The organism is Archangium lansingense (genome assembly GCF_026626635.1).
Classification (GTDB): Bacteria; Myxococcota; Myxococcia; order Myxococcales; family Myxococcaceae; genus Archangium; species Archangium lansingense.
On sequence record NZ_JAPNKA010000001.1, the window covers coordinates 5,487,260 to 5,508,598 of the forward strand.

Here is a 21,339-nt window from a genome sequence, read left to right on the forward strand (position 1 = left end):
TTTCAGCCTTCCCTGGGAGCGGGCACTCGATTGTCTCGAGGTCGCTGATTCCAAGTCCTGGTATCGGGGTTACCCATGAAGAGAGCTCTGGCCTGGGCCCGGGGGACGAGCGATGCACGAGGTAGAACGCCAGGAGGGGGAGCAAGGGACCGTGCTCCCACCCGGTGAGCTTGTCCCGGAGGAGAATGAGGACTTCGAGGACTCCTTCCTGTCCGAGGTGGCCCGGGTGGAGGCGCCACTTCGCGTTCCGCTGCCCGGGACCCGGATGGGGGGGAGGGAAGGGAACCGGTTCGAGATTCTCGAGGAGCTGGGCGGGGGCGCGATGGGACAGGTCTTCCGTGCCCGGGACTGCGAGCTGGCGCGCGAGGTGGCCCTCAAGTTCCTGCTGCCCCGGAGCGCGCGAGGCGGGCAACTGCCGGGCTCGCCGCTGTGGGAGGAGGCCCGGGCCATCGCGCGGCTCGATCATGAGAACATCGTCCGGCTCTTCGATGTCGCCGAGTGGGGCGGTGCGCCCTGGGAGCCCTGGGTTCCCTTCCTGGTGATGGAACTCCTCGAGGGCGAGTCCCTGGCCTCCCTGCTGCGGCGGGAGAGGCCGGGGCTGCGGCGGGCACTGGAGATCCTGGGCGCCGTGGCCTCGGGTCTGGCGCATGCCCATGCGCACCACATCGTCCACCGCGACCTCAAGCCGAGCAACGTGCTCATCACCCGCGAGGGCAGGGTGAAGCTGCTCGATTTCGGCCTGGCGCACCTGATGTCGGGTGAGTCCCCGCTCGTTCCCCATCTGCCCACGGCCGGAACGCCCGCGTACATGGCACCGGAGCAGTGGCGGGGCGAGGGGCAGGATGCGCGGACTGATCTCTGGGCGGCGGGCGTCATGCTGTACGAACTGCTCACCGGCGAGCTGCCCTATCCGTTCATCTCGCTCCAGGAGTTGCGCGAGCGGGTGACGTCTCCCGAGCCGGTACCATCCGTGCTCGAGCGCGTCCCGGAATTACCCGGGGAGGTGGAGCGGCTCGTGGCCGAGCTGCTGGCCAAGGTGCCCGGACGGCGTCTGGGCAGCGCGTCCGAGCTGCGGGAGCGGCTGAGCCGGCTGGAGGAAGCGCTCGGGCCCTGGCGTGAGACCCCGGCACTCGTGGCCCCTCAGCGCCGGCAGGTCACCCTGGTGTCCTGCGGGCTCGTGGTTTCCTCCGACGGCCGGGAGCGGCTCGATCCCGAGGACCTCAGCGAGCTCCAGGCGGCCTTCCAACGGTGGTGTGCGGAGGTCTTCCAGCGGTACGACGGCGCCATCGCGCTGTCCGTGGGTGACGAGGTGCTGGCCTGCTTCGGCTACCCCACGGCCCGGGAGGATGACTCGGAGCGGGCGGTGCGCGCGGGGCTCCACCTGACACGGGAGCGCCCCACACAAGGACCATGGCTGTCCCATCCCGGACTCGCGGTGGCGGTGGGCATCCATACGGATGCGGTGGTGTTCGATGCGCTCGCCTCGGAGGGGCTGGGGCGGATGCCCACCCTCCAGGGTGAAGCTCCAGGGGTGGCGGCTGCATTGGCGCGGAGCGCCGGGCCCGGTGGGGTGGTGCTCAGCGGTACCACGTGGAAGCTCGTGCGGGGAGCCTTCGAGACCGAGCCCCCCGGCACCCACCCGGCGGAGGTGTACCGGGTGGTGCGCGAGAGGAGGGCGGTCTCCCGCTTCGAACGGACGCTCGTGGCCGGGGGGCTCACACCGCTGGTGGGGCGGGAGCACGAGCTGGAGCGGTTGATGGGCCTCTGGGAGCGGGCGCGGCGGGGGCAATGGGCGTGTGTCCTGCTCAGCGGCGAGGCCGGTATTGGCAAGTCCCGCCTCATCCAGGAACTGCGCGAGCGGGTGGCTCCGGAGTCGAGCCACCTCCTGCTCGGCCAGTGCTGGGAGCCCTTCCGCAATAGCGCCTTCCATCCGGTCTTCGAACTGCTGCGGCGCTTCTTCCGGCTCGGACCGGAGGGGCTCTCGCAGCCCGGGGCGCGCGCGGTGGATGCGCGGTTGGAAGGGCTCGGTGTGCCTCCGGAGCACGGACGGCAGATCGCCGCGCTGCTCGCCTCGCCCGATGCCACCGCGCCTTCCGCCCTGCTGGCCGCGCTGGAGCACCAGAAGGAGCGCAAGCGGAAGGTGCTCGAGGCCCTGAAGCTCCTGTTCCTGCGGATGGCCGAGGAGCGGCCGGTGCTGCTCGTCATCGAGGATCTGCACTGGGCCGACCCCTCCACGTTGGAGCTGCTCGGCCTCCTGGGAGGGGACGTCGCGACGGCGGGGCTCCTGCTGGCTCTCACGGCCCGCCCCGGGTTCCAGCCAGCCTGGCCGCTACGGCCGGGTTTCCATCCGCTCGTGCTCGACCGGCTGACGGCGGAGTCCGCGGCGGCCCTGGTGCGGGAGGCCGCTCGGGGCACGAGCCTGCCCGAGGAGACGATCCAGCAGCTCGTGGCGAAGACGGATGGCATCCCGCTCTTCGTGGAGGAGATGACGCGCATGGTGCTCGAGCGATCCTTCACGGGCAACCTGTCCACCATCCCCGTCACGCTGCACGAGCTGCTGCTGGCCCGGCTGGATGCGCTCCCTCCCCGGCAGAAGACACTGGCACAGCTCTGCGCCGTGATCGGGCGCGACTTCATTCGTCCCCTGCTCGTGCGGCTCCTGGCCCGGGTCGAGGCCACGCTGCGGGAGGACCTCCTGGGGCTCGTCTCGGCGGGGCTGCTGCAACGCAAGGGGGAGGAGCCCGGCGCGGATGAGTACCAGTTCCGCCACGCCCTCATCCAGGAGGCGGCCTATCAGTCACTCCCGCGTGGCCTGCGGCGGCAGCACCACCGGCGCGTGGCCCAGGCCCTGGTGGAGGGGTTCCCGGACGTGGTGGAGACGCGTCCCGAGGTGCTCGCGCATCACTACACGGAAGCAGGGGAGTATGCGCTGGCCATGCACCATTGGGAGCTTGCCGCGAAGCTCGCCCTCCTGCGCTCCGCCAGTCTGGAGGCGTGCTCCCATTTGAAGCAGGCACTGACGCTGGTACCGAGCTTCCCGGAGGGGGCGAAGCGGGTCGAGGACGAGATGCGCCTGCTGAGTGGCCTCGGTGTCCTGTTGATGAGCACACAGGGTTACGGTTCACCCGAGGTGGCGCGGACCTATGAGCGCGCGCTGGAACTGCTCCCTCTGGCGGGGGAGGCACTTCCAGAACTCAATCTGCTGTGTATGGGGCTGGGTGCCTACTTCATCGAGGGAGCGAGGTTCGAGAAGGCGTACGAGCTGGCCGGGCAGCTCCTGGCACTGGGCCGGCAGTGGCGGCACCCGAGGCTGGTGGCTCAAGGCTACCGGATGCTGGCGAGCCTCTGTTTCTACGAAGGAGCGCTCGACAGGGCACTGGAGTACGGCGAACAGGCGTTGCGGCTCGTGGACCCCCACCCCGATGGGTCACTGGTCATCATCGATGACATGTCGGCCGATGAGTGGGTGGATGATCTGGCGATTCCCTGTTTCGCCCACCTGGTGCAGGCCCGGCCTGGGGTGTCCCAGCGCTTCAGTCACAAGCTGATCGAGGTGGTCCGGGGTCCGGGCCCCACCACCCGGGGGACGGCGCTGGTCTATCTGTCCGCGGCTTGCCAGCTTCGCGGCGAGGTGCCGTGCACCCTGGAGTGGGCCGAGGAAGGCGCGGCTGTTGCCACCGGAAGGTTGTTCCAACACCTGCTGGCCTTCGCCAAGGGGCTTCAGGGGTGGGCGCTGTGCAGGCTCGGGCGGACACGGGAAGGGCTCGAAGCAATGCGGGCTGGTATTGGAATGATGCGGGAGCTGGGCGCCAGGGTACTGATGCCCTACTACCTTTATCTTCTCTCGGATGTGTCCCTGCTGTTGGGGCAGGTGGAGGAAGGGCTGGCCAAGGTGCGAGAGGCGCTGAGGCTTGTGGAGGAGACGAGAGCGCGTCTGTTCGAGTCCGAGCTGTACCGGCTCCAGGGAGAACTGCTCCGAGTGGCCGGGAACGAGGAGGACGCGAGGCACAGTCTGCTCCGGGCCGCGGCCGTCGCCCACCGGCAGCGGGCCCACCTCTTCGAGCTGCGTGCGCTAGTGGCCCTGGCGCGCCAGCTCCGGGACACGGGACACCCGGAGGCGGCACGGCGCAGGCTGGAGCGCCTGTGTGGCCGGTTCGCTCCGGACCTCGATGTGCCGGAGCTCCAGGAGGCCCGGGCCCTGCTCACCCCGCTCCGGCCTACTCCAGGATCTCCACCGCATCCCCCACGCGAATCTCCCCCGGGCGTCGCACGATGACGTTCTGGCCGAACATCACTCCCTTCTTGGGTCCCATGCGCCGGTAGGTGGCCAGCGTGCGCAGGGGCTCCTGCTGGGGATCGGCGCGGGCCGTCTCTGGGTCCACCGTGGTGAAGACGCAGCGGGCGCACGGCTTGACCCCGGCCAGCTCCACGGTGCCGATGCGCAGCCGCTTCCACCCGGCCTCGGCGAAGGCATCGCAGCCATTCACCACGAGGTTGGGACGGAAGCGGCTCATCGGCACGGGCTGGGCCAGGCGCTGGTTGAGGTCCGCCAGCGAGGCCTCGGAGATGAGCAGCAGGGGGAAGCCATCGGCGAAGCCGACGCGATCCTCTGGGGCGGCGTACTTCGGATCCACCGGCCGCTGCATCCGCTCGTCCACGTACACGAGCAGCGTGGGCTGGCCGAGGTACTCGGAGAGCCACCGGTTCGCATCGGCGTGGGCGCGGGCGGCCGAGCAGGTGTCGTCCCAGACGGTGACGTCGAGGCGGGGCGCTCCGGCAGGTGGCAGGGGCACCTCGAGCCCGGGCATGCCTGGGGCGGACAGGTGGAGGCCCGAGGGACCGGGCTCGGCCCGCACCCGCACCAGGGCGGGCAGCTCGCGTCCGGTCATGAAGGAGCCATCCGGGCGGACCGCCATCCACCGGCGATCATGCTGGAGCCCCATCGGCTCCACGGTGGCGCGGGTCAACGGCAGCCCCGCGCTCGACTTGAGGGGATAGATGGTGATGGAGGTCAGGGTCGGCACGAGGCTTCTTCTGCCCTATCCCGGCTTGGACTGCACCAGGTTGTAACGGTTGCCGTAGAGGTCGCGGAAGATGAGATCCCGGCCCCAGGGCAGGTCCCGGACGCCCAGGTCGATGGTGACGCCCGCGGCCTTGAGCGTGCGGTAGTCCCCGTCGATGTCGTCGCTGTCGAGGATGATCATCGGCTGCTGGCCGATCTGCCCCGAGGCGAGGCTCGCCTCCTCGCCCTTGAGCCAGGTAGCCGGGTTGAGGAGCGTGAGCTCGAAGTCGGACTGGCCTGGCGGCGAGACCGTAATCCACCGGGGGCCACCCGGACCCATCGAGCTGTCCATCTTCTTCTGGAAGCCGAGCTTGCCCGTGAAGAAGGCGAGCGCCTCGTCGTCGTTCTTCACATAGATGGTGACGTGGGTGACACGGCGGATCATCTGACCTCCAAGGTTGTGTGGAGCCGGGGCTTCTATCCAGTCGTCTTCTCTGGGTCAATGCGTCGTGAAATCCTCTGTGCACCGGACCCCAGATGGGCATCCGCCATATTGGCGTTGTGTCCACCTTGACGGATGGAACTCATCGGCGTTACTAGTAGCCGCACGATGACGCTCCACCTCCTGAACGCTCGGGAGGTGCTGCGCCCACTGACCTTTTTCCCCGCTGGTGCGGCCCGCCCTCGCGAGAGGTGACGGGCTCTTTTTCGTTCAGGGAACCGCCATGTCTCAGTCCACATCCCTGTCCCTCGCTCTGTCGCAGGAAGAGCTGCGTGCCACGACGGCGGAGCTGCTCGAGGCTCCCGCCGAGGAGGTGCTCGCCTGGGTCGAGAAGCGGTTCGGTGCGCGCGCGGCGATCGCCTCCAGCTTCGGGGCGGAGGACATGGTGTTGATCGACCTCGCCCGCACGCATGCGCCGAGCGTGCGCCTGTTCACGCTGGATACGGGCCGGCTGCCGCCGGAGACGTACGAGGTGATGGACGTGGTGCGCCGCCGCTACGGCGTGGAGATCGAGACGTACTTCCCGGAGCGCGCCCGGGTCGAGTCCCTGGAGTCCACCAAGGGGTACTTCTCGTTCAAGCAGAGCATCGAGGCGCGCAAGGAGTGCTGCGGCATCCGCAAGGTGGAGCCGCTGCAGCGCGCGCTGGCGGGCCGGGAGGCCTGGGTGACGGGGCTGCGCCGGGAGCAGTCCATCACTCGCACGGAGGTCCAGGCGATCGTGGCCGATACCGATCACGGGCTCATCAAGGTGAACCCGCTGGTGCGGTGGAACACCAAGGAAGTGTGGGCGTACATCAAGGCCAATGGTGTGCCCTACAACGCGCTGCACGATAGGGGCTACCCCTCCATCGGGTGCGCGCCCTGCACGCGCGCGGTGAAGCCCTACGAGGACGAGCGCGCCGGCCGCTGGTGGTGGGAGTCCCCCGAGCACCGGGAGTGCGGGCTGCATGTCCGCCGCTAGCCTCACGCCCGAGGAGAGGTCATGCCTTCCTTCACTCCAGCGGAGCTCACCCTGTTCCTGACCGCCCGGGTGGAGGCCATCATCGTGGGCTCCTCCTGGCAGCGGTTCCTCCTGCTGCGCAAGAGTCAGGTGGCCTCGTCGTGAGCACGCACGTGGACTTCCCTGTCTGCCTCCGGCTGCGAGGCAAGCGAGTCCTCCTGATCGGGGCCGGGAACATTGCCGACGAGCGGAGCCAGCAGCTCGTCGATGCGGGCGCGGTGCTGCACGTGGTGGCCCCCAGGGTCAGCGAGGTGATTCGCCGTCTCGCGGAGGAGGGCCGGTTGGAGCTGACCGAGCGGCCCTATGTGCCCGGGGACGTGCGCGGGCACCACGTCGTGTTCGTGGCCACGGATGACCGGCAGGTGAGCGAGGCCGTGGCGGACGAGGCGCGCGGCCTCGGCATCTGGGTGAACGCGGCGGACATACCGGAGCTGTGCGACTTCACGCTGCCCTCGGTGGGCAGGCGCGGCCCCATCGTGGTGGCGGTCTCCACCTCCGGGCAGGCCCCTTCGCTGGCCCGGCGCCTGCGCAAGCAGTTCCTGGAGCAGGTGGAGCCCGGGCACGTGCAGCTCGCTCGGCTCAGTGGATGGCTCCGCAAGCGGCTGCCCGCCGGCGCCGAGCGGATGCGGTTGCTGAAGCAGCTGGTGGAGGGCGAGGCCGGGGAGCTGCTGACGAGGGGTGAGCGCAAGGCCGCCTGGGTGAGGGTGCGTGCCGCGCTGGAGACTTTTGGAGAGAAGCAATGAGTAAGCAGGTCAACGGCAAGGTGTACCTGGTGGGCGCGGGTCCTGGAGATCCCGGTCTGCTCACGCTCCGAGCGGCCCAACTGCTCGCGGGCGCGGACGCGGTGGTCTACGACCGGCTCATCCACCCCGAGGTGTTGAAGCACGCTCGGCCTCGGGCCCGATTGCTGTTCGTTGGCAAGGAGGGTGGGGGAGAGTCGGTGCGCCAGGAGGAGATCAACGCGCTGCTCATCTCCCAGGCGCGGCTCGGTCGCTCGGTGGTGCGACTCAAGGGGGGAGACCCCTTCGTCTTTGGCCGGGGTGGTGAGGAGGCACTCGCGCTGGAAGAGGCGGGCATCGCCTACGAGGTGGTGCCGGGCGTCTCCAGCGGCGTGGCGGCTCCCGCGGCTGCGGGGATTCCCATCACCCACCGGGGCATGTCGGGCTCGGTGACGTTCGCCACCGCGCATCGGGTCGGCAAGGCGCCGGACTGGGCGCACCTGGCCCGGGCGGAGACCCTTGTGCTGTTCATGACGGGCAGCAGGCTGGAGGAGGCGACGCTGGCGCTCATCGCGGCGGGACGCTCTCCGAATACTCCTACGGCCATCGTCGAGGCGGGGACCTGGGAGCACCAGCGGGTGCTCGAGGCTCCGCTGGCGGGCATCGCGGCAAGGGCCCGTGAATCCTCTGTCGGATCGCCCGCTATGTTGGTGGTGGGCGAAGTCGTCTCCCTGCGCTCCCAGCTCCGCTCGCTGGTTGAGTCGCGGCCCCTGGTGTCCGAGCGCGAGCAGTTCTTGAAGGCGGAGGCTGGTCATGAGTGAAACCCTGTCCGCACGGCTCTCGCACCTGGCGGTGCTCGAGGCGGAGAGCATCCACATCATCCGCGAGACGGCGGCCGAGTTCGCCAACCCGGTGATGCTCTACAGCATTGGCAAGGACTCGCAGGTGCTGCTGCACCTGGCGCGCAAGGCCTTCCACCCGGCGCCCCTGCCGTTCCCCCTGCTGCACGTGGACACCACCTGGAAGTTCCGGGAGATGTACGCGTTCCGCGACAGCTTCACGGCGAAACACGGGCTGAAGCTGCTGGTGCACCAGAACAAGAAGGCGATCGCCGAGGGCATCAACCCCTTCGACCATGGCAGCCAGAAGTACACGCACGCCATGAAGACGCAGTCGCTGCTCGAGGCGCTCGCGCAGAACGGCTTCGACGCGGCCTTCGGTGGAGCCCGGCGCGACGAGGAGAAGTCCCGCGCCAAGGAGCGTGTCTACTCCTTCCGTGATCGTCACGGTCAGTGGGAGCCGCGCAAGCAGCGGCCCGAGCTGTGGAACCTCTACAACGGCCGCATCGACGCGGGGGAGAGCATGCGCGTCTTCCCGCTCTCCAACTGGACCGAGCTGGATGTGTGGCACTACGTCCTCAAGGAGCGCATCCCCGTTGTCCCGCTGTACTTCGCGGCCGAGCGCCCGGTGGTGGACCGCAAGGGCCAGTGGATCATGGTGGACGACGAGCGGATGCGGCTGCGCGAGGGCGAGCGTCCCACGATGAAGCGGGTGCGCTTCCGCACGCTGGGCTGCTACCCGCTGAGTGGAGCGATCGAGTCCTCGGCCAGCAATGTCGAGGAGATCATCACCGAGATGATGGAGGCCCGCGTGTCCGAGCGTCAGGGCCGGCTCATTGACCACGACGAAGAAGGCTCGATGGAGCTCAAGAAGCGCGAGGGGTACTTCTAAATGACCGCCGCACTGCAGCTGCAAGACAAGGGTGACCTCCAGCGCTTCCTCGCCGAGCACTACGAGAAGGAGCTGCTGCGCCTGGTGGTGGTGGGCTCGGTGGACGATGGAAAGTCCACGCTGATCGGCCGGCTCCTGTACGAGTGCAATGGTCTGTTCGAGGACCAGGTGGCGGCGGTGAAGCGCGCCAGTGCGGGCGAGGAGATCGACTTCTCGCTCTTCACGGACGGGCTGCGTGCCGAGCGCGAGCAGGGCATCACCATCGACGTGGCGTACCGCTATTTCTCCACGCGCCGGCGCAAGGTGATCGTCGCCGATACGCCGGGACACCTGCAGTACACGCGCAACATGGCCACCGGGGCCTCCACGGCCGACGCGGCGGTCATCCTGGTGGACGCGCGCCTGGGTATCCTCGCGCAGACGCGGCGCCATGCGTACATCGCCTCGTTGCTGGGGATTCCCTACCTCGCGGTGTCCATCAACAAGATGGACCTGCTGGACTTCGACCCCGCCGTCTTCGAGCGACTGTCGACGGAGTTCAACGCGTTCGCCTCCACGCTCGGCTTCGAGCAGGTGCGCTACTTCCCCATCAGCGCACGCGCGGGTGACAACATCACCCTGCCGAGCGCCCGCACTCCCTGGCACGACGGTGAGACGCTGCTCGGGTGGCTGGAGTCGCTGCCGCACCAGCGCCGGCTGGATGGCGCGCCCTTCCGCTTCCCCGTGCAGTACGTGCTGCGGCCGAACCTGGATTACCGCGGGTTCGCGGGGCAGATCGCCTCCGGCACCGTGCGCGTGGGGGACGAGGTCGTCGTCTTCCCCTCGAAGCGGCGCACGCACATCGCCGCCATCGACACTTTCGAAGGCAGCCTTGGGGAGGCCAGCGCGCCGTCCTCGGTGACTCTGCGCCTGGCCGATGAGGTGGATGTCAGCCGGGGAGATCTCATCGCGCATGTGGAGAAGGCTCCGGTGGCGCTCCAGTACCTGGAGGCCATGCTGGTGTGGTTTGGCGAGGAGCGTCTGGATACCTCGCGCCGCTACCTCGTGAAGCACACCTCGAAGTACGTCCCGGCCCACGTCGAGCAGGTGCTCTGGCGCAAGGACCTGGAGGCGCTCTCCGAGGTGCCCGCCGAGTCCCTGTCGCTCAACGACATCGGCAAGGTTCGCCTCGTCTGCAAGCGGCCGCTCATCTGCGACCCGTACCAGGAGAACCGGAAGACGGGCGCCTTCATCGTCGTCGACCCGCTCACCAACGATACGGTCGCGGCGGGGATGATCCTCGGGGCGGCGGGCGAGGAGGGCGATCAGCAGGCCCGCTCGCTCATCTCCGCCGAGGAGCGTCGTGAGCGCCTGGGGCAGTCGGGCGCGGTCATCCTCCTGACGGGCACCCCGGAGGTTCAGACGCTGGCGCCGCGCCTGGAGCGGGCTCTGTTCGACTTGGGCAGGCACGTGGTCACCGTTCGTGGCGACGCGGAGAACGCTCTCGCGCTGGCCGAGGCGGGGCTGCTCGCCATCCTCTACACCCCCGTTCCGCAGGCGCGGCTGGGGCTGCGTGACCAGCTCCGCGGCGCCGGCGTCCCCTGGCTGGAGCTGGATCCCTCCCACGAGCTGGAGCGTCAGGTGAAGCAGATCCTGGACGCGCAGGAGACCCGGTCGTGACCTCTTCCATGAATGCCTCCGTCCCCGCCCTGGCTACACCGCTGGGCGAGGAGAAGAGCGCGCTGCTGCAGCGACTGCTCGAGGGGCTCGATGGTTCGTCGCTCACGTGGCTGAGCGGCTACTTCGCTGGGCTTGCGGCCCGGCAGCTCCCGGGGACGCTCCCGGCTGCTCCGCCAGCGGCGGCGGTGCAGGCTGCTCCCCAGGGCACGCTGACCCTCGTTTATGGCACCCAGACGGGGAACAGCCGGCTGCTGGCCGAGCGCCTGAAGCAGCGGGCCGAGGCCGCCGGGCTCGCCGTGCGCAGCTTCCGCGCCAGCGAGTACCCCGTGCGCGAGCTGAAGAACGAGCGGCTCCTGTACGTGGTGATCAGCACCCAGGGGGATGGAGATCCCCCCGACGACGCACGCGGCTTCTTCGAGTTCGTGCGGAGCAAGCGCGCTCCGGCGCTCAACCAGCTCCGGTTCGCGGTGCTGGGACTGGGTGATTCGAGCTACCCCAAGTTCTGTGAGATCGGCCGCGTCCTCGACGAGCGCTTCGCCGAGCTCGGGGCCACGCGGCTGTTCGCGCGTGCCGAGTGCGACGTGGACTTCGAGCCGGTGGCCGGGCCGTGGCTGGGACAGGCCCTGGAGCACGCGAAGAAGGAGCTCGCGCCCGCGCCCTCGCTGGCGACCATCACGCCGCTGCGCAGCGTGCAGGTGCCACCCACCTTCAGCCGGGAGAATCCCTATCCGTCCCAGGTGCTGAGCAACCAGCGCATCACCGGGCGCGGGGCCCTCAAGGACGTCCGCCACCTGGAACTGTCGCTGGAGGGCTCGGGCCTGACCTACGAGCCGGGCGATGCGCTCGGCGTGGTGCCCCGGAATCCGCCGGAGTTGGTCGCGGCGGTGCTCTCCGAACTGCGGCTCGATGGCGACACCGACGTGTCCCGCGAGGGGCGCACGCTGCCGTTGAAGCGTTGGCTGACGGAGGAGCTGGAGATCACCCGGCTGAGCCGTCCGTTCCTGGCGAGCCATGCCGCCCGCTCCAGCAGCAACACGGAGCTGCAGCGCCTGCTCACGCCGGAAGGGGGCGAAGCCCTGCGCGCGCTGCTCGCCAGCCACCAGGTCATCGATCTGCTGCGCCAGCATCCCGGGACGTGGAGCGCAGAGGCGCTGGTGGGCGCGCTGCGGCGCCTGACGCCTCGGCTCTACTCGATTGCCTCCAGCCAGAAGCGGGTAGGGGAGGAGGTTCACCTCACGCTGGGCGTGGTGGACTACGAGGCCTTTGGCTCGCGCCACGTGGGGGCCGCCTCGAACTACCTGTCGACGCGCGAGGCTGGGCAGGACACGGTGGACGTCTTCATCGAGGCCAACGAGCGGTTCCGGCTTCCCAAGGATCCGAGCCGCGACATCATCATGATCGGCCCCGGCACGGGCGTGGCGCCGTTCCGCGCCTTCGTGCAGGAGCGTGCCGAGACGGGGGCGAGCGGCCGTAACTGGCTCTTCTTCGGCGAGCAGCACTTCCGCACCCAGTTCCTCTACCAGGTGGAGTGGCAGGAGGCGGTCAAGCAGGGCTCGCTGCACCGGATCGACCTCGCCTTCTCCCGGGACCAGGGCCAGAAGGTCTACGTGCAGAACCGCCTGCGCGAGAAGGGGAGTGAGGTCTACGCGTGGCTGGAGGGCGGCGCCTTCCTGTACGTCTGCGGCGATGCCAAGCGCATGGCCCCGGACGTGGATGACGCCCTGATCGACATCATCGCGACCCACGGCGGCAAGAGCCGCGAGGACGCGAAGGCCCACCTCGAATCCCTGCGCGAGCAGCAGCGCTACCTGCGCGACGTCTACTGAGTGAGGAGTACCATGAGCAAGAATCCGACCCCGGCCCTCTCCGAGGTGGAGCACATCAAGGCGCGCAGCCGGAACCTGCGAGGCACTCTGGCCGAGAGCCTCGCGGATCCGCTCACCGGCGCCATTGCTCCGGCCGACACCCAGCTCATCAAGTTCCACGGCAGCTACCAGCAAGACGACCGGGATATCCGCGAGGAGCGCCGGCAGCAGAAGCTGGAGCCGGCCTACAGCTTCATGATCCGCACCCGCCTGCCGGGCGGGGTGTGCACGCCGAAGCAGTGGCTTGCCCTGGACGAGCTGGCGCGCACGTACGCCAACGGGACGCTGCGGGTGACCACGCGTCAGGCCTTCCAGCTCCATGGGGTGCTCAAGGGAGACATGAAGAGCACCATGAAGGGGATGGAGGCGGTGCTGCTCGACAGCATTGCCGCGTGCGGTGACGTCAACCGCAACGTGATGTGCAACCCCAACCCAGTGGACTCGCGGGCGCACGAGGTCGTGTACCAGTGGTCCATCCGCCTCTCCGAGCACCTGCTGCCGAAGACGCGGGCCTACTACGAGATCTGGCTGGACAAGGAGAAGGTGGCCGGCGGCGAGGAGGAGCCCATCTACGGCCCCACCTACCTGCCGCGGAAGTTCAAGGCGGGCATCACGGTTCCGCCGCTCAACGACGTAGACGTCTTCTCGCAGGACCTGGGCTTCATCGCGATCATCGAGGGCGGGGAGCTGGTTGGCTTCAACGTGCTGGTGGGCGGAGGCATGGGCGCCACGCACGGTGAGGCGGCGACGTTCCCGCGGCTCGCGGACGTCATCGGCTTCATCCGCCCCGAGCAGATGCTGGAAGTCGCGGAGAACGTGGTGAAGGTGCAGCGCGACTACGGCGACCGCACCAACCGCAAGCACGCGCGCCTGAAGTACACCATTGAGGATCGCGGCATCGCCTGGTTTGTCGCCGAGCTGCAGCAGCGGCTGGGCTATCCGCTGGAGCCAGCGCGGCCGTTCGCGTTCGAGCACAACGGGGACCGCTTCGGGTGGATCCAGGGCCACGATGGACGCTGGAACCTGACGCTGCACATCGACAGCGGCCGGGTGGCGGACACCGAGGGCCAGCGGTTCCTGACGGGCCTGCGGGAGATCGCCCGGGTGCACAAGGGGGACTTCCGGCTCACGCCGAACCAGAACCTGATCATCGCGGGCATCCCGCCGGAGGAGCGGCCGGCCATCGAGTCCCTGGTGGAGTCTCATGGTCTCACCAGCTTCCGGAGCGCGAGCCCGCTGAGGCGCAACGCGCTGGCCTGCGTGGCGCTGCCGACGTGCGCCCTGGCCATGGCGGAGGCCGAGCGCTACATGCCGCGAGTGGCGGGGCTGTTGGAGGAGCGGCTGGCGGCCCACGGGCTGGAGAAGGAGAACATCCTGCTGCGCATCACCGGCTGCCCGAATGGCTGCGCGCGGCCATACCTCGCGGAGATTGCCCTCGTGGGGAAGGGGCCTGGGCGCTACAACCTGTTCCTAGGTGGAGACCAGCGGGGGCAGCGGCTCAACCGCCTGTACCGCGAGAACGTCGACGAGGCCGGTATCCTGGCCGCGCTCGAGCCGTTGTTCGCCGCGTTCGCCCGCGACCGCCAGCCCGGAGAAGGATTCGGTGACTTCACCGTGCGCACGGGAGTGGTTGCTCCGCCTCCGGCTGTCGAGCGTCCCGTCCCCGCCGCCAGGGCGTGAGCGCCTCTGGGCGGAGGGTTCGATTCCCGCCGCCTCCTCTCCGTAGGTTCAGCTCAGAGGTTCGGACGGCACGTCTTGCCGTCACAGTAGTACCCATCCGGACAGGGCTTGGGCTCATCCACCTTGCACATGGGCAGCAGTTCCTGCTCCTGGCTGGTCAGGTGGGACTCCGTGGCCTCGTCCACAGGGCCGCCACATCCCACCAGCGCGATGACCGCAACGAACCCCAGGCTCTTGAGCAACATGTCTCGCAGCATTGCGTTCCTCCAGTTGAGGTCCAGAGGATCCTTCATTCCCGAAGGAAACGTCAATGCATCAGCAACGGCATTTCAATAGTGTGTCCGTTGCGAATCGGGCGGAGCCAGGGGCGTGCAGCGGCCCTGATGAGAGGAGGAGAGTCGTTTTCCAAGAATGCGATGATTTCCACCGGCTTCTCGCGACAACCCCATTGGCTCAGCAGCGGGCCGCCCCATCCACCGGGTCGACGGCGAAGCGGCGGCATTCCAACGACCAGATGTAGTTGGCCAGGTACCAGACCTTCAGGCCGTGGATGTCTTTGCGCTCCTCGGTACTGCTGAAGCCGGCAGATAAGCCTGAAGCCGATAGCGTATAGGCGCCTGGGCTGTGCACCAATGACTTGTCCGATTGTTGGACGAGTTGGAGCAGTCACCAAGAACTGGTGCGCTTCGTGTTGAACCGGGAGGCCCGATACCTGCCGCCGAAGTCCCGGTTTTTCGTCGTCTAGCAGGCCTGCGGATGGCTCGCGCCGCCCTGCTCGGCGTCCTTCACGGACGGATGCCGAGGAGCGCGAGGCGCAGCACCCGGCGCGCCGTGGGTGCGTCGTCTTCGTTGGCGACGGCAATCGCGTTCGCCAGCTTCATCAGGTCCTCCGTCGTGGCGCTGGCGTGAATCGCGCCCGCCGATGACGCCCGGACCACCAGGACGTCCAACACCTCGCGCAACATGTCGGTGCAGCAGAGCTTCTCGGGGGAGAGCCCCTCCGGGCCGGCCAGCAGCGCGGCGGCGAGCCCGCGGTGGGTCGCGGTATAGACAGTCACCTCCTCCAGCCAGGCCGCCAGCTCGGCAGCGGGACTCCTGCCCGGCTGCGCGGCGGCCCGTGCGCAGAGCTGCGCGACGCCGTCACGGAAGACCGCCTCCAACAGCGCCTGCCGCGACGAGAAGTGCCGGTGCAACGTCGCCGAGCCCACCCCCGCCTTCCGGGCAACCTCCTCGAGCGACACCTGCGCGCCATCCCTGGCGACCAGCTCCGCCGCCGCCGCGACAATCCGCTCCCGATTGCGTCGTCCATCCGCTCGCAAGGGCTTCACCGACTCCACGGCGCTCCTCTCCTCATGGCCACCTTCCTTGACAAACGGGGGCCCCCTCCGTATTTGACCCCGACAATAAACGGTGGGGTCCCCCACTTACAAGAGGAGCTGCCCCATGAGCAGCAAGCAGACGGTTCTCGTCACCTCCGCCACGGGGCGCCAGGGTGGCGCCACGGCCCGGGCGCTGCTGGCCGAAGGCCACCCGGCGGTGCGCGTGCTGGTGCGCAATCCGGAGGCGCCGAATGCCCGAGCGCTCGCGGCGGCGGGCGCGGAGGTGGTCGTCGGGGACCTGGACCATCCGGCGTCGTTGCGCGCCGCCTGCGCCGGGGCCCGGGCGGTCTTCTCGATGCAATCCCCCATCATCTCGGCGACGGGCGTCGACCACAGCCAGGAGCGCCAGCAGGGCAGGAACCTCGTCGAGGCCGCGCTCGCCGAGGGCGTCGAGACCTTCGTGCACACCGCGACGTCCGGCGTCGGGGACCACCGCCACATCGAGGGCTGGTCGGAGGGGCGATGGAAGGCGCATGAGGTGTACTGGGAGAACAAGCTCGCCACCTGTGAGCTCGTGCGTGGCGCGGGCTTCACGCACTGGACCCTCATCCTCCCCGCCACCTTCATGGACCACCCCATGCTGGACCCCTCCAGCTTCGTCGACGGGCGCAGGTGGGTCACCGTCCTGGAGGCGGACCGCCCCATCCCGCTGATTGCACCGGAGGACATCGGTAAGGCAGCCGCGGCGGCCCTCCTGCATCCCGAGACGTTCCACGGCGTGACGCTGCAGCTCGCGGGGGACGTGCTCACGCCTCCGCAGATCGCCGAGGTGCTCTCCCGCGTCGACGGCCGGGAGTACACCGCCTGGTCCGCCACGGTCGACGAGGCCATCGCGGCCGGGCTGCACCCCGTGATGGCTCGAGGCCTGACATACATGAATGTCGCCCCGGTGCTGGCACGACCGGAGCTCGCGCGCGCCTACGGCCTGTCGCCCATGAGCTTCGAGACCTGGTTGCGCCAGCGTCGCCAGAAGACCTGACCGTCCGCCCGGCAGCGCGCGTGCGTATAGGCGGGAAGGGGGCCGTGTGGAGGGAGAGGGCAGGAGCCGAGGGGTCGAGGAGGGATGCTGACCAGGGTCACTGCGGTGGCGATTTCGTCTGAACGCCCTGGGCGGGTGGCGTCCACAGCCGCTCCTTCGGCAGCTTGAGCACGCTGGCCGCTGCCGCGTGCAGCGAGGCTGGCGCCAATCGCCCGTCCTTCGCTGCCCGGCCCAGCCAGTCCTGGATGACCCCGCCGGTCTTGTCATAGCCCTCGGCCTTGAGCAGGCCGTAGAGCCCGGCCGCCAGCACGTGCATGCCATCATCATGCTTGCGCCAGCGCTCGCCCGCGGGCTTTGCGACGCCGAGCCGCTCGCTGACGAGCTGATCCAGCGCCTCGGCGGTGTCCTCGTTGAACAGGCCCTCGAGTGTCGTGTAGCCGAAGCTCGGGTTGTGCTCGGTGACGATGCGTGCGAGCAGCGGGTCTCGCTCGAGCACGGAGAGCGCGGCGCGGATGGGCGGGCTCTCGACGTCGAACGGCGGGTGCAGCATCTCGTGCGCCGCGTTGCGGATGACGACCTCGTCGGCGTAGTCCAGGTGGGTGAGGAAGCGCTGGCCGATGACCTTGATGCCATGAGGCTTGGAGAAGTGCAGCAGCTCGATGGTGATCGCCGGCTCGAGGCGGCGGCCGAGCAGCCGCTCCTGCTCGGCGATGACATCGATGCCCGCGAGCCGCTGGCGGAGTGCCGCGATCCGCCGCTCGGCCCGGTCGCCGATGACCTTCTGCCGCAAGGCCGGGAAGTCCGCCGCGGCCAACGCCGCGAGCACACGCTGGAGCGCCGGCCGGCTGTCGATCATCCAGGCCCAGGACTTCTCGTTCCAATAGGCGCTGGCGCGAAAGCCGGGGAACAGGAGCTGCTCGGCCTCGTCGAGCGCCTTGCGTACCTGGGCGAGTGTCGCAGTGGATCCCGCGGAGAACACCACGGAGAGAAAGGGCCCGAGCATCACGTTCCGGCTCCCCGCAGAGGCCTTGAGCTGCTGGAGGGTGCCGATGATGTCGGCTCCGAGCTTTGGCACGATCTGGGCCAGCTCGTCGGAGTAGTAACGGGCGTAGAAGGGGTCACCCGACAGGGGGCCGAGGAAGCACAGGGCATCCAGTCCCTCGGAGGCGGAGACGAGCCAGCGGGTGCGTGGAGTGGACGGGACACCGGCTCGCGCCCCTCTCGGGGAGAGGGTGGCGGCGGCGGCGATCGGCAGGGCAGCGAGGGTCAGCAGGCAGTCACGTCGGTTCATGGCCGAGGGTGTAGCGGCCATCGGCCAGCCATTCTTGAATCCACTTGACGCTCAGCGCCGCAGCGCCGTCGGAGTCCGGCCGCACAGCGCGTGGACATCGCGGGTCATGTGCGCCTGGTCGGCGAAGCCCAGCTCCGCGGCAAGCTGCGCCAGCGGTAGCGGAGAGCTGGGAATCCTCCGCCACGCCGTGAGCGCCCGCACCTGCGCCCGGTAGGCCTTGGGCGACACGCCATAGGCGCGCTTGAAGCCCCGCGACAGGGTCTCTGGCGCCATGCCGCTTGCCTCGGCCCACTCGGCCAGGAGCAGCAGCGGGTCATCGCGCAGGGCCGCGGCCAGGAGGTCGGGCCAGTCCGCCTGCGCCGGTGCGGGCCTCGAGCGAGAGGCGATCACGAGCCTGGCCGCCGCCAGTGGATCGCGCTCGGCGGTCCGGACGACAGCGTCGAGCTCCTCGAGCAGCACCGCGGGCGGGATGGACGCGGCGCCAGGCAAGGGCAGGTTCAGCACCACCGCTCCCCCGGCGCCGAACTGGTCCGCATGCGCCTCGAAGCAGTGGTGGACAACGGCATGGCCGGCGCGCAGGTGGAAGCGGCCCGCATCGCCCGCCTCGACATAACCACCCGAGACGACGACAGCGATATAGCCGGTGTCATGGCGGTGTCGCGCCAGCCGGTCGGTGGCAGCGAACCGTTGGCGCGTCGCCTGCTTGGAGATGTGGGACGCTGGCATCGCGGCCTCGTGAGACGTCGTTCCCGGGCCCCGTGCTGGCGGCCGACGCGCGGATTGGAGCACAAGGCTCACGCGGGTCCAACTTCCAGCCCACCCGCCGCTCGAACTGCTCGAGCTAACCTGCCCGATTCATGGAAGCGATTGCTGGGGTCTGGGGCCCCCGAGAAGGTCCTCGGGGTACCCCATCGCTTCATGAGTCGTTAGCGCTCAATAGCTCGCATCATAGCCGACGCCGGTCCTGAGGGACAGGTAGGTCTCATCGCAACGATGATCAGGAGTGCCATTCGCATTGTAGTCGCATTCATAGGTGCCACTTCCAATGTAATAGCTGTGACTGCCAGGCTGGAGGTTGGTGCTGAGGTTGGACTTCATCGAGGTGTTGTACATGTAGTTGTAGTACGTGGAGAGGTAGTTCAGCTGGATGGCGGCGCCCAGATTGATGGGGCTGGTGCGGGCGCGATCGGCCCAAAAGGTGACGTAGTAGGCCGTCTCCACGTGGACGTACCAGGTGTCTTCATACCGCACGGTTTCAACCGCCTCCATGCTGGCGAAGGGCACCCCGGTCAAACCAATGACACTCAGGTCTCCCGAGGACAGCGCGTTGCGGTTGGCGTCGGAGAGGGCCTCATCCGGGCTCTGAGCGGTGGACGGGACCGCCGTCGCCTCTGGCATTGCCGCCCCGAGCTCGCAGGTGGCACAAGGCTCCTGCTCACTGGAGGCATCGAGTTCCGGCTGGCAGGCAAACGCCAAGGGGAGCAGCGCGAGTGATGCGGCGAGGAAGATTCGTTTCATTTAGGGAGCGAGGTGGGGTTCTGGGTGGACAGTCATGGCGACGAATGCGCCGCCACCACGATTAGTGGCGCAAGTGGTTGAATCATGTCAATCAAATCAAGCGCTGTATGTTTGTGATTCTGTGGATAAAGAAAAGAACACCGTGACTGCCGCAAGCATGGTCAAGCGAGAGCGAATCTCATGGGCCGAGATTTCGCCTGTGCTTCAGTCACACCCGCGGTGTTGCTATACGGCGACGCATGATGAAGACCGGCGGATGTGCATGTGGCGCAGTGCGGTACGGCATCACCCTCGAACTCACGCCGGTGACGTTCTGCCACTGCTCGAAGTGCCGTCGATGGCACGGGCACGTCGGCGCCTACACCGCCGTCGACCGGCCCGGGTTCGAATTGACTGAACAGCGCGGGCTGAGGTGGTACGCGGCGTCCGCAACGGTGCGGAGGGGCTTCTGTGGTGAGTGCGGGTCGAGCTTGTTCTGGGACGAGGAGGGCGCGCCGAAGATGTCGATCTGCGCAGGGACACTCGACGCCCCGACCGGCCTGACGCCGAAGGCGCACATCTACCTGGGCAGTCAGGGTGACTATTACGAAGTGCCCGACGATGGGCTCATTCGGAGAGAAGAATTCACCCGCTGAATTCAACTGCTAAGCGGTCCGCCATAGATGTTGTACACATCTGCGATGCTGCGTGCAGATGTGAGCCCAGAGGATAGGGAGCGGCTCCGAGAGCGGGGCCGCTCGTCCTGGGCCACTCCGTGGGAGCGCGACCGCGTGGAGATGATTCTTCTGTCCGCCTCGGGCTGGTCGCCCCCACGGATTGCGGAGTACCTGGGAGTGCATGCGGCTACTGTGCGCCGTGTGCTCAAGGCCTGGAGCCACGAGGGCCTGGATGCGTTGGAGCGCAAGCTACCGGGGCCAGTGCCGGATGTTGAGCGACACGCCATGGTAGTGGGCATGCTCGAGAAGTTCCTCTCGGAGCCACGTACCTGGACATCATCCCAGTTGGCTGAGGCATTGGCTGGGGTGGGCATTCAAATGAGTGCCCGGCAGACGGAGCGCTACCTGGCGGAACTGGGCGCTGGCTGGCGCCGCACCAAGTCGAGCCTGGAGCATCTACAGCAGCCCGAGGCGGTGGAGCGGGCGCGCCGCAAGCTCACCACGCTCAAAAAAAGCCCGCGCCCGGAGGCTAGACCTCTTCTTCCTCGATGAGTGCGGCTTCGCACCCACGCAGCCGACGGGCTACAGCTGGACGCTCCGAGGCAGTCGCAAGCTCATTGCCTATGAGGCCACCAAGGGCAGGCGCGCCAACGCCCTGGCCGCCTACGGCATTCGCGACGGCCAGCGAGCCCTACGTTTCACCGTGAAGGGCCGCTCCCTCACCAGTGCGGATGTCTTCGACTTCCTACTGTTGCTACCCACGGGGAAGCGGCCATGCACCGTTGTCCTGGACAACGTCAACATCCACACCAGCCGCTTCATCCGCCAACGCCGTAGGCAACTGCGCAAGCGCGGCGTGCGCCTCTTCTTTCTCCCGGTGTACTCGCCGGAACTCAACGAGGTGGAGCCCGTCTTCGGCGTGGTGAAGTCCTACGAAATGCCCCGTCGGAGCTACCCCACGCTCGCTGAACTGCTCGCCGCTGTCCGCAGCGGCTTCATGAGCTACCGAAACCGCCTGCGGAAAAAGTGAACAACATCTATGGCGGACCGCTTAGCAGTCACACCGAACCTCGTCGAGTACCTGGCAGAGCACCAGATCCCGCTGGAGGTGTGCCCGTCCAGCAATGTGGCGCTGCACGTCTGCCCTGGCCTGGAGCAGCATCCGCTTCCGAAGCTGATGGAGGCGGGGCTCAGGCTGAGCCCGCGAGGGGGTTGGGGGGCCCTCGAGGGCTTACGGTCTCTTCGGGCGGACGCCCGCCGGTCGCGAACGAGCGGCACTACGAAAGCGCGAGCGGGGCAACGTAGCGCCCACCCCTTGCTCGAGCTCCTCTGAATGGGGTTTGTTGCGCCCCTCTTTC

21 protein-coding genes are annotated in these 21,339 nt (G+C 68.3%); 14 read left to right on the forward strand and 7 right to left on the reverse strand.

From position 1 onward, the window contains the following. Nucleotides 1–151: 151 nt before the first annotated feature. Nucleotides 152–4,276: a protein kinase domain-containing protein gene (locus tag OV287_RS22570; protein WP_267536104.1), complete on the forward strand. Its 4,125-nt coding sequence runs from the start codon at nt 152–154 to the stop codon at nt 4,274–4,276. Here the strand turns inward: OV287_RS22570 and OV287_RS22575 are convergent. Then, complete coding sequence (locus OV287_RS22575; protein WP_267536105.1) at nt 4,218–5,024, reverse strand: MOSC domain-containing protein; 807 nt, start codon at nt 5,022–5,024, stop codon at nt 4,218–4,220. The two genes, OV287_RS22570 and OV287_RS22575, sit on opposite strands and share 59 nt — an antisense overlap. A 15-nt stretch (nt 5,025–5,039) precedes the next feature. Further along, nucleotides 5,040–5,447: a VOC family protein gene (locus OV287_RS22580; RefSeq protein WP_267536106.1), complete on the reverse strand. Its 408-nt coding sequence runs from the start codon at nt 5,445–5,447 to the stop codon at nt 5,040–5,042. Between the two features lie 280 nt (nt 5,448–5,727). Between OV287_RS22580 and OV287_RS22585 the strand changes: the two genes are divergently transcribed. Genes OV287_RS22585 through cysI form a run of 8 tightly spaced genes read left to right on the forward strand, consistent with a single transcriptional unit; the run spans nt 5,728 to nt 14,158 of the window. After that, nucleotides 5,728–6,465 (forward strand): phosphoadenylyl-sulfate reductase, encoded by a 738-nt coding sequence (locus OV287_RS22585; RefSeq protein WP_267536107.1) that lies wholly within the window; start codon nt 5,728–5,730, stop codon nt 6,463–6,465. A 21-nt stretch (nt 6,466–6,486) separates the two neighbouring features. Then, nucleotides 6,487–6,609, forward strand: a complete 123-nt coding sequence (locus tag OV287_RS22590; protein WP_267536108.1) for a hypothetical protein — start codon at nt 6,487–6,489, stop codon at nt 6,607–6,609. Next, nucleotides 6,606–7,247, forward strand: a complete 642-nt coding sequence (locus OV287_RS22595) for a precorrin-2 dehydrogenase/sirohydrochlorin ferrochelatase family protein (RefSeq protein WP_267536109.1) — start codon at nt 6,606–6,608, stop codon at nt 7,245–7,247. Before OV287_RS22590 ends, OV287_RS22595 begins: the two co-directional genes overlap by 4 nt. Beyond that, nucleotides 7,244–8,044 carry a uroporphyrinogen-III C-methyltransferase gene (gene cobA, locus OV287_RS22600; RefSeq protein ID WP_267536110.1) on the forward strand — a complete coding sequence of 267 codons (801 nt, stop codon included), beginning with the start codon at nt 7,244–7,246 and terminating at the stop codon, nt 8,042–8,044. The genes OV287_RS22595 and cobA overlap by 4 nt, the downstream gene beginning before the upstream one ends. Then, nucleotides 8,037–8,954, forward strand: coding sequence for a sulfate adenylyltransferase subunit CysD (gene cysD / locus OV287_RS22605; RefSeq protein ID WP_267536111.1), 918 nt, complete (start codon nt 8,037–8,039; stop codon nt 8,952–8,954). Before cobA ends, cysD begins: the two co-directional genes overlap by 8 nt. After that, nucleotides 8,955–10,613 (forward strand): GTP-binding protein, encoded by a 1,659-nt coding sequence (locus tag OV287_RS22610; protein ID WP_267536112.1) that lies wholly within the window; start codon nt 8,955–8,957, stop codon nt 10,611–10,613. Nucleotides 10,614–10,621: 8 nt separating this feature from the next. Further along, nucleotides 10,622–12,439, forward strand: coding sequence for an assimilatory sulfite reductase (NADPH) flavoprotein subunit (locus OV287_RS22615; protein WP_267542394.1), 1,818 nt, complete (start codon nt 10,622–10,624; stop codon nt 12,437–12,439). A gap of 12 nt (nt 12,440–12,451) precedes the next feature. Continuing rightward, a complete protein-coding gene (gene cysI / locus OV287_RS22620) occupies nt 12,452–14,158 on the forward strand; it encodes an assimilatory sulfite reductase (NADPH) hemoprotein subunit (RefSeq protein ID WP_267536113.1) in 1,707 nt (568 codons plus the stop codon). A 53-nt stretch (nt 14,159–14,211) separates the two neighbouring features. Here the strand turns inward: cysI and OV287_RS22625 are convergent, their stop codons facing one another. Both OV287_RS22625 and OV287_RS22630 read right to left on the reverse strand, forming a co-directional pair. Beyond that, complete coding sequence (locus tag OV287_RS22625) at nt 14,212–14,415, reverse strand: hypothetical protein (RefSeq protein WP_267536114.1); 204 nt, start codon at nt 14,413–14,415, stop codon at nt 14,212–14,214. Nucleotides 14,416–14,943: 528 nt separating this feature from the next. Then, complete coding sequence (locus OV287_RS22630) at nt 14,944–15,495, reverse strand: TetR/AcrR family transcriptional regulator (protein WP_267536115.1); 552 nt, start codon at nt 15,493–15,495, stop codon at nt 14,944–14,946. Nucleotides 15,496–15,601: 106 nt separating this feature from the next. Here OV287_RS22630 and OV287_RS22635 point away from each other — a divergent pair, with 106 nt between their 5' ends. Next, nucleotides 15,602–16,516 carry an NmrA family NAD(P)-binding protein gene (locus OV287_RS22635; RefSeq protein WP_267536116.1) on the forward strand — a complete coding sequence of 305 codons (915 nt, stop codon included), beginning with the start codon at nt 15,602–15,604 and terminating at the stop codon, nt 16,514–16,516. Nucleotides 16,517–16,613: 97 nt separating this feature from the next. Here OV287_RS22635 and OV287_RS22640 read toward each other — a convergent pair whose 3' ends face one another. The 3 genes from OV287_RS22640 to OV287_RS22650 form a co-directional block, all read right to left on the reverse strand. Next, nucleotides 16,614–17,807, reverse strand: a complete 1,194-nt coding sequence (locus tag OV287_RS22640) for a hypothetical protein (RefSeq protein ID WP_267536117.1) — start codon at nt 17,805–17,807, stop codon at nt 16,614–16,616. 51 nt (nt 17,808–17,858) lie between these two features. Continuing rightward, nucleotides 17,859–18,533 (reverse strand): helix-turn-helix domain-containing protein, encoded by a 675-nt coding sequence (locus OV287_RS22645; protein WP_267536118.1) that lies wholly within the window; start codon nt 18,531–18,533, stop codon nt 17,859–17,861. Nucleotides 18,534–18,740: 207 nt separating this feature from the next. Then, nucleotides 18,741–19,325 carry a hypothetical protein gene (locus tag OV287_RS22650; RefSeq protein ID WP_267536119.1) on the reverse strand — a complete coding sequence of 195 codons (585 nt, stop codon included), beginning with the start codon at nt 19,323–19,325 and terminating at the stop codon, nt 18,741–18,743. 239 nt (nt 19,326–19,564) lie between these two features. Between OV287_RS22650 and OV287_RS22655 the strand changes: the two genes are divergently transcribed. The 4 genes from OV287_RS22655 (at nt 19,565) to OV287_RS56475 (ending at nt 21,314) form a co-directional block, all read left to right on the forward strand. Beyond that, nucleotides 19,565–19,960, forward strand: a complete 396-nt coding sequence (locus OV287_RS22655; protein ID WP_267536120.1) for a GFA family protein — start codon at nt 19,565–19,567, stop codon at nt 19,958–19,960. A gap of 135 nt (nt 19,961–20,095) precedes the next feature. Continuing rightward, nucleotides 20,096–20,533: a helix-turn-helix domain-containing protein gene (locus OV287_RS22660; RefSeq protein WP_267532196.1), complete on the forward strand. Its 438-nt coding sequence runs from the start codon at nt 20,096–20,098 to the stop codon at nt 20,531–20,533. Beyond that, nucleotides 20,436–21,011: a transposase gene (locus tag OV287_RS22665; protein ID WP_267542271.1), complete on the forward strand. Its 576-nt coding sequence runs from the start codon at nt 20,436–20,438 to the stop codon at nt 21,009–21,011. The genes OV287_RS22660 and OV287_RS22665 overlap by 98 nt, the downstream gene beginning before the upstream one ends. A 9-nt stretch (nt 21,012–21,020) precedes the next feature. Then, a complete protein-coding gene (locus OV287_RS56475) occupies nt 21,021–21,314 on the forward strand; it encodes a hypothetical protein (RefSeq protein WP_373371839.1) in 294 nt (97 codons plus the stop codon). The last annotated feature ends 25 nt before the right edge of the window (nt 21,315–21,339 follow it).

Coding starts and splice junctions, on each gene's coding strand:
- OV287_RS22650 (WP_267536119.1), bottom strand. CDS start 19,325: ATGAAACGAATCTTCCTCGCCGCATCACTCGCGCTGCTCCCCTTGGCG.
- OV287_RS56475 (WP_373371839.1), top strand. CDS start 21,021: ATGGCGGACCGCTTAGCAGTCACACCGAACCTCGTCGAGTACCTGGCA.
- OV287_RS22615 (WP_267542394.1), top strand. CDS start 10,622: ATGAATGCCTCCGTCCCCGCCCTGGCTACACCGCTGGGCGAGGAGAAG.
- OV287_RS22610 (WP_267536112.1), top strand. CDS start 8,955: ATGACCGCCGCACTGCAGCTGCAAGACAAGGGTGACCTCCAGCGCTTC.
- OV287_RS22580 (WP_267536106.1), bottom strand. CDS start 5,447: ATGATCCGCCGTGTCACCCACGTCACCATCTATGTGAAGAACGACGAC.
- OV287_RS22590 (WP_267536108.1), top strand. CDS start 6,487: ATGCCTTCCTTCACTCCAGCGGAGCTCACCCTGTTCCTGACCGCCCGG.
- cysI (WP_267536113.1), top strand. CDS start 12,452: ATGAGCAAGAATCCGACCCCGGCCCTCTCCGAGGTGGAGCACATCAAG.
- OV287_RS22640 (WP_267536117.1), bottom strand. CDS start 17,807: ATGAACCGACGTGACTGCCTGCTGACCCTCGCTGCCCTGCCGATCGCC.
- OV287_RS22585 (WP_267536107.1), top strand. CDS start 5,728: ATGTCTCAGTCCACATCCCTGTCCCTCGCTCTGTCGCAGGAAGAGCTG.
- OV287_RS22655 (WP_267536120.1), top strand. CDS start 19,565: ATGATGAAGACCGGCGGATGTGCATGTGGCGCAGTGCGGTACGGCATC.
- OV287_RS22645 (WP_267536118.1), bottom strand. CDS start 18,533: ATGCCAGCGTCCCACATCTCCAAGCAGGCGACGCGCCAACGGTTCGCT.
- cysD (WP_267536111.1), top strand. CDS start 8,037: ATGAGTGAAACCCTGTCCGCACGGCTCTCGCACCTGGCGGTGCTCGAG.
- OV287_RS22635 (WP_267536116.1), top strand. CDS start 15,602: ATGAGCAGCAAGCAGACGGTTCTCGTCACCTCCGCCACGGGGCGCCAG.
- cobA (WP_267536110.1), top strand. CDS start 7,244: ATGAGTAAGCAGGTCAACGGCAAGGTGTACCTGGTGGGCGCGGGTCCT.
- OV287_RS22625 (WP_267536114.1), bottom strand. CDS start 14,415: ATGCTGCGAGACATGTTGCTCAAGAGCCTGGGGTTCGTTGCGGTCATC.